The organism is Streptomyces sp. NPDC004539, from assembly GCF_040610055.1.
GTDB lineage: Bacteria > Actinomycetota > Actinomycetes > Streptomycetales > Streptomycetaceae > Streptomyces.
Map to the genome: position 1 here is coordinate 134701 of NZ_JBEXLS010000014.1, position 16232 is coordinate 150932.

The 16232-nt window shown below is 68.7% G+C and carries 11 protein-coding genes and 4 pseudogenes; 12 read left to right on the forward strand and 3 right to left on the reverse strand.

Annotation, left to right across the window (positions count from 1 at the left end; all coding sequences use genetic code 11):
- Nucleotides 1-31: 31 nt before the first annotated feature.
- Entirely contained in the window at nucleotides 32-808 is a 777-nt protein-coding gene (locus tag ABZX85_RS27605) for an ester cyclase (protein ID WP_355873888.1), read from the forward strand.
- 142 nt (nucleotides 809-950) lie between these two features.
- Here the strand turns inward: ABZX85_RS27605 and ABZX85_RS27610 are convergent, their stop codons facing one another.
- On the reverse strand, nucleotides 951-1289 hold the full coding sequence (locus ABZX85_RS27610; RefSeq protein ID WP_355873891.1) for an FAD-dependent monooxygenase: 339 nt from the start codon (nucleotides 1287-1289) through the stop codon (nucleotides 951-953).
- A 595-nt stretch (nucleotides 1290-1884) separates the two neighbouring features.
- On the opposite strand from ABZX85_RS27610, the gene ABZX85_RS27615 reads away from it, so the two are divergent.
- The 9 genes and pseudogenes from ABZX85_RS27615 (at nucleotide 1885) to ABZX85_RS27655 (ending at nucleotide 12081) form a co-directional block, all read left to right on the forward strand.
- On the forward strand, nucleotides 1885-2676 hold the full coding sequence (locus ABZX85_RS27615) for a nuclear transport factor 2 family protein (RefSeq protein ID WP_355873893.1): 792 nt from the start codon (nucleotides 1885-1887) through the stop codon (nucleotides 2674-2676).
- A gap of 824 nt (nucleotides 2677-3500) precedes the next feature.
- Nucleotides 3501-4973: an MFS transporter gene (locus ABZX85_RS27620; protein ID WP_355874158.1), complete on the forward strand. Its 1473-nt coding sequence runs from the start codon at nucleotides 3501-3503 to the stop codon at nucleotides 4971-4973.
- 168 nt (nucleotides 4974-5141) lie between these two features.
- Nucleotides 5142-5925 (forward strand): annotated as a pseudogene (locus ABZX85_RS27625) (transposase family protein).
- 398 nt (nucleotides 5926-6323) lie between these two features.
- On the forward strand, nucleotides 6324-6773 hold the full coding sequence (locus ABZX85_RS27630; protein WP_355873895.1) for an NUDIX hydrolase: 450 nt from the start codon (nucleotides 6324-6326) through the stop codon (nucleotides 6771-6773).
- Nucleotides 6774-6852: 79 nt separating this feature from the next.
- Nucleotides 6853-7599 (forward strand): annotated as a pseudogene (locus ABZX85_RS27635) (IS256 family transposase); the annotation flags it as partial.
- Between the two features lie 202 nt (nucleotides 7600-7801).
- Nucleotides 7802-10393, forward strand: a complete 2592-nt coding sequence (locus ABZX85_RS27640; protein ID WP_355873898.1) for a tetratricopeptide repeat protein — start codon at nucleotides 7802-7804, stop codon at nucleotides 10391-10393.
- Nucleotides 10390-10779, forward strand: a complete 390-nt coding sequence (locus ABZX85_RS27645; protein ID WP_355873901.1) for a hypothetical protein — start codon at nucleotides 10390-10392, stop codon at nucleotides 10777-10779. Before ABZX85_RS27640 ends, ABZX85_RS27645 begins: the two co-directional genes overlap by 4 nt.
- Entirely contained in the window at nucleotides 10776-11444 is a 669-nt protein-coding gene (locus tag ABZX85_RS27650; RefSeq protein WP_197925758.1) for a hypothetical protein, read from the forward strand. Before ABZX85_RS27645 ends, ABZX85_RS27650 begins: the two co-directional genes overlap by 4 nt.
- A 52-nt stretch (nucleotides 11445-11496) precedes the next feature.
- Complete coding sequence (locus ABZX85_RS27655) at nucleotides 11497-12081, forward strand: hypothetical protein (RefSeq protein ID WP_355873904.1); 585 nt, start codon at nucleotides 11497-11499, stop codon at nucleotides 12079-12081.
- A gap of 31 nt (nucleotides 12082-12112) precedes the next feature.
- On the opposite strand, the pseudogene ABZX85_RS27660 reads toward ABZX85_RS27655, so the two are convergent.
- Both ABZX85_RS27660 and ABZX85_RS27665 read right to left on the reverse strand, forming a co-directional pair.
- Nucleotides 12113-12322: pseudogene (locus tag ABZX85_RS27660) on the reverse strand (hypothetical protein); the annotation flags it as partial.
- Nucleotides 12323-12361: 39 nt separating this feature from the next.
- A pseudogene (locus ABZX85_RS27665) lies at nucleotides 12362-13129 on the reverse strand (integrase core domain-containing protein).
- A 202-nt stretch (nucleotides 13130-13331) separates the two neighbouring features.
- On the opposite strand from ABZX85_RS27665, the gene ABZX85_RS27670 reads away from it, so the two are divergent.
- Entirely contained in the window at nucleotides 13332-15053 is a 1722-nt protein-coding gene (locus tag ABZX85_RS27670; RefSeq protein ID WP_355873907.1) for a hypothetical protein, read from the forward strand.
- A 604-nt stretch (nucleotides 15054-15657) separates the two neighbouring features.
- Complete coding sequence (locus tag ABZX85_RS27675) at nucleotides 15658-16191, forward strand: hypothetical protein (RefSeq protein ID WP_355873910.1); 534 nt, start codon at nucleotides 15658-15660, stop codon at nucleotides 16189-16191.
- Nucleotides 16192-16232 lie beyond the last annotated feature (41 nt).

The following is a 16232-nucleotide window of genomic DNA, read 5'->3' on the forward strand; positions in this document are numbered from 1 at the left end:
GAACGGCCACGTGAGGAACGGAGAGGCAAACATGACCGCCGCGAACAAGGAACTGGTCGTCCACTTCTACGAGGAGCTGTTCCGGCACGGCAACCTCGCCGCCGTCGACGAGTTCGTCGGCATCGATTACCTCGACCACAGCCCAGGATTCGCCGACGGTCCCGCAGCCGTACGGAACGTCGTCACCGGCATCCGGTCCGGCCACCCCGGGCTGAGCCTCACCGTCGAACGTGCCATCGCCGAGGATGACCTGGTCCTGCTGCACACCCACGCCGTACTCGAACCCGGCACCCCGGGTCAGGCGATCGTCAGCATCTACCGGGTGCGGGACGGCAAGGTCGTCGAGCACTGGGGGGTCACCCAGAGGGTCCCGATCCGAACCGCCAGCGGCAACGACATGTTCTCCACGCTGAGTTCGCCGCGCAGGCAGTCTCCGGACCCGAGTGCGTCCACGGCCGAGAGCAGGAGGATCGCCGAGGCCCTGTTCCACGAGGTCACCGCCGGCCGTGACGTCACCGCCTTCGACCGCCACGCCGCCGACCCCTACCACCGGCACACGGCTCACTCCCCCGACGGCACGGGAGCGGCCAAGGACCAGTTCGCCTGGGCCTTCGCCGCGAACCCCGAACTGAACGTCAGCGTCCAGCGGGTCATCGCCGAGGGCGACTACGTCGCGTTCCACCACCACCTCCGGCCGAACCCTCACGATCCCGGCTCGGCCGTCGTGGACATCTTCCGGGTTCGGGACGGCAAAGTCGTCGAGCACTGGGACGTCGTACAACCTGTCCACGGTGACGCCGTGTTCTAGGCGCGGCCGGCGCACCAGCAGGGTGTGGAGGAAGCGGGAAACCCCGTCGGTGGCGTCCTCTCCTGCGAATCCGTCCGGCCGGCAGCGCGACCCGGTGATCCGCACGATTCCCGACATCACCGTCGGCTGTACGGCCGTCAGATCATGACGGTCCTCGCGAGAAGTGACGCATCCGCAGGGCTTCCTTCTGATGACGGGTGACCAGTGGACGCAGTCGCTGGTCCCAGGTGTCGAGGGCAGCGGACAGACGGTCCTCCTCGGTGAGCAGGCGGGCCAGGGGTTCGGCTCCGGTAATCCCCATATCGGACCCTTGGCCGGAGTGGAGCGTCATGCACCAGACGGAGTCGCCGACCAGCACGGCCCGGCCCTGGCTCCAGCGGCTCAGGCGAATCTGGCCGACCTGGTCGAACAGGACGGACTCCGCGCGGTCCATCGCGTCGAGCATCGCGGGTACGACGTCCCCGCCGAACTCGGCGAACACTCGGCGCAGAGCGGTCGCGGGAGGCTCGCGGATCTCGGCGGCCGGTCAGGGAGTGCGGTAGAGAAGGAAGGCGACCGGGGGAGCGGTAGCTGTTGATCCACGCGGAGCGGCCTGGCCCGGTGGCAACCGCCGTGTCCCCTTCTTGCATTCCGGGAAGCGGCGCGTCCAGGGCGCAGGCGGCCACGACGTGCCCGAAGCCCTGGCGGTAGAGGCCCTTGGGGCCGAACACCAAGGAACGGACGATGGAGTGGATGTCGCCGGCGCCGCCCGGCAGGTCCGCACGTTCTGTGGAGCCGTCCCACAGGGGCACGGTCGCCTGGTCGCGGTCCTGAGTAACGGCGGCGGGACCGGTGCCGTAGCGGATCTCCACCAGGCCCCGCACCGTCTAGTACAGCGTGTTCGGGAAAGGGAGCGCCGGGGGTGCGACGGCCACGGGATCGACCTCGAATGTGCGGCCTTCGGGGTCACGCTGGGCCGTACGAGTGGGCACATCGGTGTGCGTGGCTGACATGAATGTGTCTTCTTCCGTTCCACCCACCAGTGACCAATGATGTGGTTACGCACAAGTCGTAACTATGGAAAGCGAGTCAGCATCATGTCCGCTGAGAACAAGAAGCTGGTCACCCACTTCTACGACCAACTGTTCACCTATGGGAACCTCGACGTGGTCGACGAACTCGTCGGCACCACGTACACCAACCACAACCCGCAGGGTGTCGACGGTCCCGAGGGTCTCAAGGGTTTCATCACCTTCTTCCGGAAGACCTTCCCGAATCTCCAGAAGAACACCCACCGGGTCCTGGCCGAAGGCGACCTGGTCCTGCTGCACACCGAGTCGGCGTCCGCGCCCGGCGCCACCCCCAGCGTGGTCGTCGACATCTACCGGGTCGAGGACGGCAGGATCGTCGAGCACTGGGACGTCATCCAGCCGGGTCCGGAGACCGTCGTGGGCGGCCACGACCTGTTCACCACCATCAGCGAGCCGGTCGTCAGCCGGCCCGACCCGGACGCGGACACGGCCGCGAACAAGAAGCTCGTGACGGCGCTGTTCCACGAACTCGCCGTCGAGAAGGACCCGACCGTCTTCGAGCGGTACGCCGTCGACACGTTCATCGACCACAACCCGCAGCACGCCGACGGCGTCGCGGCTGCCACAGAACTGTTCACCGGACTGTTCGCCGGGAACCCGGAGGTGACCATCGACGTCAAGCGGGTCATCGCCGAAGGTGACTACGTCGCCGTCCACCACCACCTCAAGCTGAACCCGGACGACCGCGGCTTCTCCTGCATCGAGTTCTTCCGCGTCCGCGACGGAAAGATCGTCGAACACTGGGACGCCGTCCAGCCGGTCCCGGAGACCTCCCGCAACGACAACACCATGTTCTGACCGTGCGGTCGGCGCCGCCCGCCGCCGTGTGGATCGGTGTCGCCCTCATCCGCCGCCCGTGATCCCTTCGCACCGCAGTAGATCCAGTGCACCGCGTCGAGGTCGTCGAGGTCTCGGAGCAGGTGGAGGGTTGAGCCCATGAGGCCGGGCAATTGGCTGACGGCGACGGCGTCGATCCAGACGGGGAGTGTTGGAGCCGAGGCGGCAGGTGAATCTCACCGGAGCGCCGGACGCGTTCCGGGGCGGAATCCGGTTCGGGGCGGCGGGTCAGGGCTCCTTCAGCGCGGTCCGCTCGCCTTCGCCCAGGTCGAGGTGTGGCCGGTGTGCCAGCCGTTGATCTGCCGCACGCTCGGGGGACGAGGCGGCGCTTGCACCGGGTGACGGGAGGCTTCCCGGCGATCCGCTCGCGATGTAGGTGGGTGCCGTCCGTGCAGCCTGCGGCAGACCGGCTTTTCAGGTAGGGCTTGCAGGGGTCCGGACGGTTGGGCCGGGGTCTGCCCCGCACCGCCGAAGCGGCGGAGGCGGCGCTGGCCGGTGAACCCTTCGAGGCACTACGGCGCTTCGTTCACGCGGCGACGGGCGAGCGTATCGGCGCACTGTTCCCCCTGCTGCCCGAGGGTGTCGACAAGGACGACCCCGGTTTCATCGAGCCCAGGGAGCGGCTCGACCGCTTCGTCCACCGGCACCTGGAACTGCTACTCGATGCGCTCCCCGGCGGCTCGCGGCATTCGGCGCTGCCCGGTGCCGCCATCACGCTCGATGAACCGGGCGGCCTCGCGCGGAACGCGACGCCCATCCCTTCCACAAGGATCGCAGGACCTGTCATGTCAGAAAAGAATGATTCACCCCGTATGCGGTGGGTCGTACTGGCCTTCATCGCCCTTGCTCAGCTGACCGTGCTGCTGGACGGCACCATCGTGAACATCGCACTGCCCGCCGCCCAGCGGGACCTGGGGATATCCGACAGTGACCGCCAGTGGGTGATCACCGCCTTCACGCTGGCCTTCGGCGGCCTGCTACTGCTGGGCGGAAGGATCGCTGACCTGGCGGGCCGCAAGCGGACGTTCGTCATCGGACTGTTGGGCTTCGCGGCGGCCTCGGTGCTCGGCGGGGCTGCGGTCAACACCGCCATGCTCCTGACCGCCCGCGCACTGCAAGGCGCATTCAGCGCGCTGGTGGCCCCGGCGGCGCTGTCGCTGCTCACCGTGACCTTCACCAGGACCGGGGAACGTGCCAGGGCTTTCGGCGTCTTCAGCGCGATCGCCGGTGCCGGCGGCGGCATGGGACTGGTCCTCGGGGGAGTGGTCACCCAGTACCTTGACTGGCGCTGGTCGCAGTACGTCATCGCGCCCCTCGCCGTGGTGGGCGCGCTCGGCGCGATACTCGTGATCCACGAGCCCACCGACGCGCGCAATCGAGACCGGTTGGACATTCCGGGAGTGCTGCTGGCCACCATGGGTCTGGTCAGCCTGGTCTACGGCTTCTCCCGGGCCGCGAGTGACGGCTGGGGCGCGGGCGGCACCGTCGGGTTGCTTGTCGCCGCCGCGGTTCTACTGACGGTGTTCGTTCTCGTGGAGTCGCGGACCGGGTCGCCGCTGCTGCCCCTGAGAGTGGTCACCGAACGTAACCGTGCTGGTGTCTATCTTTCCCTGGGGCTGTCGATAATCGGGATGTTCGGCCTGTTCCTTTTCCTGACCTACTACCTACAGGCGATCAAGGGGTACAGCCCAGTCCTCACCGGTCTGGCGTTCCTGCCGATGATCGTGGGCATGATCGCCGGCTCCACCCAGATCGGCACCCTGCTGACGACCCGGGTGTCACCCCGGGTGCTGATCACCTCCGGACTCATGGTGGCCGCGGCCGGTATGACGCTGCTGACCCAGTTGAAGGTGGACAGCTCCTATCTCACGCTGGTGCTGCCCGCCCAGATCCTGCTGGGCCTGGGAATGGGGACCGCGCTGCTGCCCGCCACCAGCCTCGCCACCGAAGGGGTCGAGGCCGACGACGCGGGCGTGGCCTCCGCGATGCTCAACACCGCCCAGCAGATCGGTGGCTCCATCGGCACCGCACTGCTGAACACCATCGCCGCCAGTTCCACCCACACCTGGCTGGTCGCCCACCACGACGACGCTCGCCTGCTCGGCCAGGCCAACGTACACGGCTACGCCACCGCCATCTGGTGGGCGGTCGGCATCCTGGTCCTGTCCGCGGCCACAGCGGCGGTCTTCCTGAAGGGCGGACGACGCGGGGCCGGCCCGGTCCCGGTCGCCACCCCGAGCCCCGCCGTGGCGGGCTGACCCACTCGACGCGTCCCGTGCCGTCGGCGCGGGACGCGCACCGAGGTGTTCTCAGCGAGGAAGCCGGACGGCGCATTCTGGGTGCCGCTGTGCGCTCTGCCGAGCACGGGAAGCCGCTGGTAGGACGGGTTCTGTCACCGAACTGCCGTCGTTCTCAAGGAACTTCCCGTGGTTTCCAACTCTGCCACGCTCGACGTACCGCGTCAGCTCGTGCTGTTCCTGGCCGCGCTCCTGGCCGCACGCCGTCGTTCCGTCGGCACCCCACGAGGGTCCCGGGCCCTGAGTCCGTTCCGCCAAGCCGTGCTGGTACTGCGCTGGTTCCGGCACGGCACCTGCGTCCACCGCCTGGCCCACGACACAGCCATCGCGCAGGCCACGGCCTACCGCTACCTCCACGAAGCCATCGAAGTCCTGTCCGGCCACGCGCCCGATCTGCCCGACACGCTCGCCCGCCGTCTGCGGGACGCAACGCCCTACGTGATCCTGGACGGCAGCCTGATCAGCTGCGACCGGCTCACCGGCACCACACCACGAGGCAACGACCGGTGGTACTCCGGCAAAGGACATCGCTTCGCCGGCAACATCCAGTTCGTCGCGAGTCCGGACGGCGAGCCACTGTGGGTCTCCGACGTCGAGCCCGGTTCCCCACACGCCCTGGCCGCCGCCCGCGCACACGCCCTGCCCGCCCTGCGGCACGCCGCCACCCAGGACCTGCCGACCCTCGCGGACATCGGCTACATCGGCGCAGGCCACGGCGTCCATGTCCCTCTCCGTAAACACCCTGGCCCGGCCCAGAACCTCGACATCGGCAACCGCACCTACAACCGGATACCGCGTCATGGCCCAACTCAAAGGCCGCTGGCGAACCTTGCGCCACATCACGCTCAGCCCGAGCAGGATCGGAGCGATCACCCAGGCCGCGCTCGCATGCGACATCGCCTGGCGATCATGAACTCCGAGAACACCTCACTGTGTACCGGGGGTCTCACCACGGGAAATCAGGCGGCGGGCCGGAGGCAGGCCAGGAGCATCAGCCTCGGCGGCTGCAAAACGTTCGACCGGTCGGTGTGCGCCTCCAACTCGCCGCTGCCGATGGGCGTCCGTCCTGGTGTTCCGGATGACGGTGGTCCCGTCGGGGCCGCCGTGTGGATGCGGTACGACCGACATGACGCGGGACGCGAAACGGGCCACCGCCTCAGGGGAGCCCAGGCGGTCCACGACGGCCAGCCTGTCCTCCCGTAACCGTCTGATGATCGCCTACTCGGACAACTCGTACGATGCGAAGGCGAGTTGGATGCGTCGTGCTACGTTCCGGAAACCGGAGTCACCCGCCGCAGGACGAGGACCGCGATGACGTACACCCCGCCCCTTTGGCCCGTCTCGGTGAAAGGCGTCGCCGTCGACGGCCTCGGCCGCGTGCTGCTGCTGAAGAACGAGCGCGAGGAGTGGGAACTGCCCGGCGGCCGGCTGGAGACCGGCAGTCCGGACGGGTCCGTACCGCCGGACGAGAGCCCTGAAGCGGCGCTGGAACGGGAGATCCGGGAGGAGACCGGCTGGAAGGTGGAGGCGGGCCCGCTGATCGACGGCGGCGTGTGGATCTACGAACCGGTTCCGGGCCGCAGGGTCCTGATCGTCACGTACGGCTGCACCGTCCTCACTCCGGAGCAGGCTCCCGTCCTGAGCCACGAACACAAGCAGATCGGCCTGTTCACCGCGGAGGAGGTGCCGGGGCTGACCATGCCCGAGGGGTACAAGCGGGCGATCACCGCGTGGTTCGGGTTTGTACGCTCACCGGTGTAATTGATGATCATGGAAGAGGCGTCAAGTGACTGACACCGTGACCGAGTTCGCGACCGCCGATGACCAGGCGGAACCGTCGCTGGAGAGTGCGGCGGTCGAGCAGAAGCTCATCGAGCAGCTCGTCGCGCAGGCCCGGAGCAAGGGTCTGCAGCTGACCGGCGGGGGCGGGCTGCTGCAGCAACTGACCAAGACGGTTCTGGAGTCCGCCCTGGAGGGCGAGATCACCGACCGTCTCGGCTACGACAAGCACGACCCGGCGGGCAAGGACGGCGGCAACTCCCGCAACGGCACCCGCTCCAAAACCGTGCTGACCGACATCGGGCCGGTCGAGATCGATGTCCCCCGCGACCGGGAGGGTTCCTTCGAGCCTGCCATCGTCAAGAAGCGGCAGCGCCGGCTGACCGGCGTCGACGAGATGGTCCTGTCACTGTCCGCGAAGGGCCTCACCCACGGCGAGATCTCCTCGCACCTGGCCGAAGTCTACGGCGCCGGCGTGTCCAAGACGATCACCGACAAGGTGACGGACGGCATGGCCGAATGGCAGAACAGGCCACTCGACCGCGTCTACCCGGTCGTCTTCATTGACGCCATCAACGTCAAGATTCGCGATGGCCAAGTTGCGAACAGGCCGATCCATGTGGCGCTGGCGGTCACCGCCGAGGGGCACCGCGACATCCTCGGGCTGTGGGCCAGCGACGGCGGCGAGGGCGCAAAACACTGGCTGCGAGTGCTCTCCGAGCTCAAAAGCAGGGGCGTCGATGATGTCCTGATGCTGGTCTGCGACGGACTGAAGGGACTGCCGGACGCGGTCGGTGAGGTCTGGCCGCGGACTGACTCGGCGGCACCCTCCACGAATACCGACATGCCGCGTGACCAGTCCAGATGATCTTTCGCCACCTGCAGGTCGGCTGAGCGCCCCACCAGAATCGAACAGATCGGCAGGATTCACCTGAAAGAGTTTGTTCGGTTTCGAAAGTGGTCAGGGTGATCGGAGCCGGATATCTTCGGCCCCCTGAGGAGGGGAAAAAGTGGGGGATTCCTATGTCGAGGACATCGCCGAACATCCGCAGTGCCAGGCGCTGTTCACCGCGTGGCACTGCCCGGATGCCGAGCGGCGGCGGGCCCTGTTACGGGACATCAAGCTTCCCGGGCCTATAGCACTGCGCAGCCGCTACCGCATGCTGCTGGACCCCGAGGCCCCGCCGGGGCCGTGGAACCCGGAACTGACGCCGGAAGCCTGGGCGCGGGAGTTACGTCTGGAGACCGAGGGCGACAACGCGGTGAGGTCGGGTTCGCTCGCCGTGGCACACACCGCGTTCCGGACCCTGCTGGAGGAGGCGAGCGAGGGCAGACCGCGGCTGTCCACGGTCCACGCCCACTTCGGGCTCGGCAGGGTCGCCATGGAGGCCAACGACATCGAGACCGCCGCCGAGCACTTCGAGACGGCGGTGGCGGTCGCCGACGACTCGGCGTACCGCTTCGGCCACGCGCAGACGCTGACCCACTGGGCGTACATGACGCTGTGGCACCACTCCGCGGAACTCGCCCTTGAGCAGTTCCGGGAGGCGGCCGGAATCGCCGGCGCCCTCAACGACCCGGTGTACCAGGGCAACGCCCTGCTCGGCGCCGCCGAGTGCGCCGAACGGCTCGGAGACCTGGACCTGATGGAACAGCTCGGCAAGGACGCGTACGACACGTTCGTGAGGGTCCGGTCGGCCCACGGCCAAGGCAATGCCGCCCAACGGCTGGCCGGATGGCTGCACCGCCGGGGCAGGCACGCCGATGCCTGGCAGTGGCTCGACCTCGGGCTGGCGGCCTTCCAGCAGGACGGCAACCCGACCGGCCTGGTCAATCTGCACTCGGTGCGCGGCGACCTCTACTTGGAGGAGCGGCGCTTCGACGAGGCGGAGGCCGAGTACACCAAGTGCCTCGCACTCTCTACGTCCGCGGGCCTGTCACGGGGACGGGCCCACGCCGTGCACGACCTGGGCCGGACGGCACGAGGGCGGGGAGAGTGGGCCGAGGCGGCGGAGCAGTTCACCGAATCACTGGAGCGGTACCGGGAGCTCGGCGACCTGCTGGGCATGTCGTACGCCCTGGGCAAACTGGCTGAGGCGCAGGAGGAGTGCGGCCGGACGGACGACGCGTTGCGGACCTGGCGCGAGGCCGTCATGGAGGTCGAGTCCTACAGCGCCGACCACCAGGAGGAACGTTTCCAGGAGGAGTACCGGCGACGCTTCCGTACCGTCTACCAGGGATCGCTGTCGGCGGCCGAGAAGCACCGCTCGGCCGAGACCTTCGCCGTGGTCGCCGACTTCCTCGCCGGTCGCCGGCTGGCGGGCCTGCTGGAGGCGAACGCGACGGCCGTCGCTGGCGACGAACTGCACCGGCTCCAGGGATTACTGGCAGTCGCGGACCGCAGCCTGCTGTCCCACCGGCGCACCGCCCGCTCCGACGAGGACCGCCTCGACGGCGAACGCCGGGAGAAGCGGATACGCCGCCTGGGTGCCCTCGAACTCCGGCCGGGCGCCGCCGAATCCCCGGCGGACAAGTCGCTGGACGATCTGCTGGCGGCCGTGTACCTGCCCCCCTCCGACGAGGGCGGCGCGCTCCTGGAGGCACTGCCCGCCGGATGCCACGCGCTCCAGATCCTCCTCGACCCGGTGGAGAAGGACCTGGTCCGCTGGTCGTGGAGCGCTCCCGGGTACCGCCCCACCATGGGCAGTCTCCGGCTGACAGCCGCCGCACTGGAGCTGCTGACCGTACTGAGCTCCGGTCACCAGGCGGCGAAACGCCAGGCGCTGACGGCCGACGACCTGCGCCCGTTGTCCGCACTGCTCCCGCCGCCGTTGATCGCGGCCCTGACGGCCTCCGGCTCGCAAGATTTGGTGATCGTCCCGGCCGGTGAGCTGTGGCGGGTGCCGTGGGGCGCGATTCCCCTGGTCGGCGGCGGCCTGCTCCTGGGCGAGGCTGCGAAGTTCGTGGTCTGCCCGTCGCTGACGATTCAGCGGCAGCTGGCCGCCCGCGACCACGCACCGCTTCCCACCCGCTCACCCCTGGACGTCGACGTGTGGCGCAGCCCCCTGGTGAGGTGGCATCCCCTTGACGTGTTCCAGGACCGACGCTGGAACCCCCGGCGGCTGTCCTCGGCGGCCGAGGCCCGCCAGGCGATCTACGCCGGACGCGAGTTGATGGTGCTGACCGGACACGGCAGACCCCGCACCGAGACGGGCCATTACCTCGAACTCGACCGGGACGACTGGCTTCTGCCCACGGACCTCCTCGGCCGCCGCCCGCCCCGGCGACTTGCCCTGATCGCCTGCTGGGGCACCGCCTACCCCGGCCGCACCCCCAGCGACCCGATCAGCGTCGCCACCCTCGCCCTGGCTGGGGGCTCCGACGAAGTGCTGGCCACCGTGGGAGAACTGGGCGACTCCGTCCCGGCCACCCGTTACGTGGAGATGGTGCTGGACGCCCTGCCGGAGAACACCATGGCGGCGGCCGTACACCAGGCCACGGGCCGGTTCTTGGCCCGACGGCAGCACCGCTCGCTCCCCATGCACCACTGGGCGCCCCTCATCCCCATCGGTACGCACAGGCCCGTAGGAGGTCAGCAGTGACACGACGCCCACACGAAGACGAGCCTTACGAACTCGCCGAACCACTGGCCTACAAATGGACGGGCCTCGCCTACGATATGTGCACCGCGGACGAGCCGGAACTGAAGGCGGTCGTGGTGAGCTCCGGCAAGGCCACCCGAGTGATCGTCAGCGGTGCCTGCCCCCGTTGCCTGGGGGACATCTCCCATGACGAGATCCTCACCGCCGCTGGTGAGGCGGGCGTACTGGGCGACGACGACACGGCGACGTCGACCCCGGACCCGTACAGCCGTGTCAACGTGACGTGCAACTGCGAGCTCGGAAAACACGAGAACAGGCCCCCGGAAGTGAAGACGGGCTGCGGCATCACGTTCACCATCGAAGTGTTCCGGGACGACCTCGCATGACGCCCCCGGCGCGGTACCGCAAGCCGGCCGCCCCGCCCAGCGAGCGCGAGCTCGCGGAGGACGCGGCATGGCGTGAGTACACGGAGGAGTCGCTCACCCGGGCCCAGGCCAGCGCCGAGCAGTGGCGCACCGGGCTGGGGCTGCTGGTCACCGTCATGGCCGCCGGGCTCATGCTGGGCGGTCCCGGCAGGATGGCCGACCTGAGCCCTGCCTGGCGCGGTGTCGTGACCGCCGGTCTGGCATTCGGTTTCACCGTGGCCCTGTGCGGTCTGTGGGCCGCGTCGCGCGCTGCCGCGGTGGGCGGTTCGGAGCCGATCGACCGGGACCGGGTACGCAGGGCCCATGGGACCTTGGCCAGCTACAAGACCGCTGTCGCGGCGCGCGGTTGGTCCGACATACGCAGGGCCAGGATCGCGCTGCTGGTCTCCCTGCCCGTGATCGTCGCCATGACGCTGACGTCCTGGTGGCTTCCCCGTGACACCCCGGCCGACGATCGGGACGCGCGGCCCCGAGTGCTCCTCGTGACACCAGGAGCCGTCCTCTGCGGCGAACTGACCAGCGGGGCCAGGACCTTCACCATCCTCACGGACAACTCCCGTACGCCGCGACGGGTGTCCGCCGCCGACGTCGTCTCCCTGACGGTCGTCGACTCCTGCCCGCCGTGAACACACAGCGCCGCGTCGCCCCATGGCCACGCACCCGGGAAGGGGAAGTACCTTGAGCAGACCGAGCCGAGCCGCCTATGAGCGGAGCGAACTGGACTGGACCCGCCTGCGGCGCTATGCGGAACGGGTAGCCCGGGAGACCCGGGCGCCACGTAGGACTCGACAGGTCGTCGAACGGTCGGAGCGAACCCGCCAGGTCAGGAGCGGACCGTTCGGCCTGTTCACACGGCAGGAGACCTACACCGTCGACGTCCCACGCACGGAGACCGACGACTTCTGGGTGCTGCAGTCCCGGTCCTGGCACAAGAAGGAGCGGGGACACGGGAATCAGGCGGACGAGGACCAGAGCGCGTGGTACGAGTACTGCCTCACCGTGCAGGGCGGCCTGGTGGTAAGGGTGACCTCGGAGACGGAGGTGTTCCCCAAAGGAGCGCCGATGTTCTCGGACAGGACGACATCCGACCGACCCATGACCGCCGAGGATGTTGCGCTCTTCGACTTCGAGGCCCTGCGGTACCACCGGGAGGAAGGAAGGGGCACGGTTGAGACCGACCGGGACCCCGACCACAAGCGGCTCAGGCACCATGCGAGGGGGGTCGGTCTCTCCCTTGCCCTGAAGCGCCTGCATCAGAGCTGAGCACAACCGCCCGGCAGGAGAGGACGCCGGTTCAGCTCCCGGACAGGCAACGGGCGACGTACGTCATGTGCTGCACGTTGCCTGCCCAGAGCCGCTGGGTGTGGGTGCCGGTGCCCTCACTGTCCGTCACGGGCCCATCGACGCAGTCGCGCAACCAGGTCTCCCCGGCGCTCGCGACCGCTTTGCGGAAGTCGGGCAGATCGCGGATCTGGCGGGCGGCGGCCCGGATGCCCGCTGTACGGTCTGGCCCTGTCCCTGCCGAGAATCTCGTCCGCCCAGGTCACGCGGCATGTTTGTACTCGTGGAGGATTCCGCCGAGGCGGTCGCGTCGTCGTATGTCGAGGCGGGTGATCTGCTCTGGATCGGTGATCGGCCTGGGCAAGGGCTGCAGCCGCCGGGTGTTCGCGATGCCCTGATGCGGCCTGTGGGCGTTGTAGAACCGCTCGAACTCTCGCAGGGCGTGGAGGAGGTGGCGCTGGTTCCAGATCAGGGTGCGGTCCAGCAGCTCGTGCCAGCAGGTCTGTACCCAGCGTTCCGTGATCGAGTTCATGCGCGGCATGCGGATCCCGCTGAGCACGACCTCGATGCCCGCTTCCTTCAGGACACTGTCGAACAACTCGGGGAACTTCCCGTCCCGGTCCCAAATCATGAAGCGAGCCTGGCAGTCGGCGTCTTCCAGGTGCATGACGAGACAGTTCGCCGTGAACTCTCCGGTAGCCCCGGCCGGGATTCTCCCGCGCCAGACGCAGAACGGGCCGCGTGGCGGCGCGAGACCAGGTCACGGTGCCAGCGCAGCACAGTGTCCCGGCGCACCAGCAGCCGTGCCCGGCGCAGCACACCGCGCGGGAGCCGGTGCAGCAAGCGCGGCCAGGAACACCCGGTCACTCGGGGCGAACCGCACCCGATCCCGGCCGAGTTGGCGTTCCAGCACCATGAGCTGATGGCGCAGGGCGAGGATCTCGATGTTCTTGCCGTGGTCGCTCATCGGCGGCAGGCGCAGCAGGGCGAACACGTTCGCCACACCCAGATCGGCAAGTCGAAGCAGCACGACAGATCATCCTGCTCGGCCGCTCCCCAGGTGCACGGAGCACCCGCACAGGCGCCCGCGCTCGACACCACCCGTACACCAGCCCCCACCAGGACGGATGAGTTTTTCGGCAGGCGCAACCGCGAACACGCCACGCGAAGGAGCGACGGCAGCGATAATCGGCAGGCGTGAGCAACTGCATCCGGTTCGGGGGCGTGGAGCGTTGAGGCTGGCTGTCGATGTGGTCGAGGGCGACTGGGTGAGCACATCTCATTCGCTCCACGGCGTGTCCTTCTGGTGGGCGCTGGGCGAGATGATCAGGGAGGGGAGGTTCGACGCGTCTGACCGTGCCGCGCGGTGGGCCGATCTGGACCGGCAACTGCGTGACGGTTCCCTTGAGTTCCACGTGCGCGACGCCGACCTGCCGAGCATGACCGTCGGTGAATTGCGGGTGCGGTGTCTTGCAGAAGCTCGGCGGCTGGGCGCGGCGCGGCCGGAACCACCGTCGCAGTCATCGCTGGTCGCGACCTCCGAGGATCGGATCATCTGCGTCTGGCTCTCCGACGCCGTCACCGGCGAACGACTGGACGACCGTTACACCCTCGGTGAGCTGGGCCTGGCCGACGGCGATCTCCTGGTCCTATGCATCAAGCGCGTATCGAAGTTCGACTACGCGATGCCGCCCCCACGCAACCCGTCCGAGCTGCTGTGCTGGCTCCAACTGGCGGAGAACGCCACCGCTCCCGTGCTGGGGCCCCGGCTGTGGGGCGTGCTCCTCTACACCGATGCCGACGTGGAGCTCGCCACGTACGTCCGGACCCACTTCGACGACCTGAACGTCCTGTCCGGTCCCGTGACACGCGTATTCGTCGTGGAGCGGCGCAGGGACTGGCGGGTCGCCAAGCGCTACTGGCGCCGTCACCTGGAGCCCGAACTGTACCGGGTGATGTCCACCATGCGCTGGCTGGACTGGACGCCGTACGACCCGCAGGGCGCCTACGAGATCGCCTCGATGCTCGGCCTCGGCCCCGAGAAGTTGCCCTGCCTGGTCTTCTTCCATTCCAGGCAGGGCTCGCTCCTGAGCGGGGACAAGGTGCTCTTCCCGCTCGAGGACACGTCGACGGCTTACTTCCGTGCTCTCTTCGGCGGCATCGCCCGGGCACTGGGGCCGCTTCTCGCAAGGCAGGAGTCACTGACGCCTCCGGCTGCCCCCGCGGATCCGCCTGCGGTAGGCCGCCTCCGCGGCCTCCTCCACGCGCTGGGCCCGCGCACCGGGCGCCCGCGGCCAGTGCGCGGGAACGACGGCGACGCAGTCGGCTCGGTGCAGCCACCCGAGCACTGGGAATGCGTCATGGACCCGGGCGACGAACACCGGACGGGCGTCTACCGGTGTCGCAGGGGTGACGCCTACGCACCCGCTCCCGAAGCCTTGAGCAACCTCCTGGCGGCGGCCCGAGCCGCCGACGGCGCAGCGTTCGAGGCCGTCTGTGAGGCAAGGGACGACATCCTGGCGGCGGCGCGGGCAAAGGTTCCCGCCCCACCAGAGGTCACCGTCACGAACAGCCAGGTCGTCATCAAGACCGGAGGAGCCGGAATGTCGGAGAGCTTTAATTTCAAGGGCGAGAACACCACGTTCGTCAACCGCCCGCAGAACACCGTGATCCAGGACTTCCAGAACGCGCACGGAACGGCGACCGGGGCCGACGAGCTGGTCCGTCTGCTGAGTCTGGTCCTGACAAGCGCCGAACTGGCAGACGCCGATCGAGAGGAAGCCACCGGAGCCATCTACCAAATCGTGCGCCTGGGCACGGGGGCTGAGGCGGACCCGGCGGGCGCTGGCACCCGGCTGGAACGCCTGCGGGAGCTGCTGGGCTCCGCCGCAGACATCGCCCAGCCCGCCCTGGCGATCCTGACCTCGCTCACCGCGCTCTTCGCCGGCCAGTAGTGCTTCCTTAGTGGGCGGTTCATGAGTCTTTGAGGTGATGTGCTATCGCCTGATGGTGTGGCAGCGGGGCGGAATCTGCCGGTCTGGCTATGACGGTACAAAGTGGGGTCTGGCCCAAGTTGTGTCAGCCGACTACGCAGGGTCATACAAGGAGGACGAGCTTTCCGGAGGAGCGGGAAGCCTGCTCGGCCGAACATCTGCCTCTTGAGCATGATCCGGTTGACTGCGCCTTCCACGGGGCCGGAGTTCCAGTCGGTGGTGAGCCCTGCCGTCACCGCGTCGAAGTCGGCTTCCAGGCCGGCGGCGAAGGTGCTGATGCCGGGAAGACCTGCGGTCATTGCGCCGGTGATCCACTCGGTAAGGCGATCGCCTTCGAGCGTCGTGAGCATCTCGGCGAATGAGCCGACCAGATGGGCGGTCGTCTCCAGCTCCGGACACTGGTCCAGGACCGTCTTCCTGCGGATCTTCTCTTCTTCGGTGCGGGTTGCGGGGTGCCGGGTGTGAGCCAGCCGGTGACCTGGCGGATCGACGGCGCGGCGGGCGCGGGCGGAGTGCCGTTCGACACGGGCAGGGCCTTGCGGACCCACGGCTGGACGGTGGAGTAGTGACCGCGGAAGCCTCGGGCCGTGATCTCGCGGTGGAGATCGAGGATTGTCACCTTCCCTTCGGTTTCGGCCCAGCGTTGCGTCAGGTAGGGCTTGAACGGGTCGAGTTTGCTGGGCTGTTGGCGCTTTCGGCCTTTGACCATGTCCTGCCAGCGGGCGGCGCGGGCGTACCGCTGGACGGTGTGCCGTCCCCAGCTCAGGTGCCGGGCGATCTCCCGGAGCCCCAGTCCCTGGGCGAGCAGGTCGTGGACGAGCGCATGATGTGCCCGGGCGCGTTCGGCGAATTTTCCGGGCGGCTCGTCGTCCTCGCGGGCCGGCGCGTCCGCGGTCTCCCGCGCGGGTTCGATCTCGGGCGCCGGGGCGGGAAGGTCGCGAAGGCAGGGGCGATGGGCGGCGACCGTCTTCTCGACCGCGTTGGCGAGGTTGTTAGGTCGGACCGGGGCGCCCTGCCGGGATTGCTCCCGGTGGGTTTCCCCGGCCCGCCCTCCGAACCCGGCGTGCCGTTGGGTAGGCCGCCAGCGAGGTGCCTGTGACCAGGTCCTTTTCCGGCGGCCCCCACCGAACCCACCGTGCT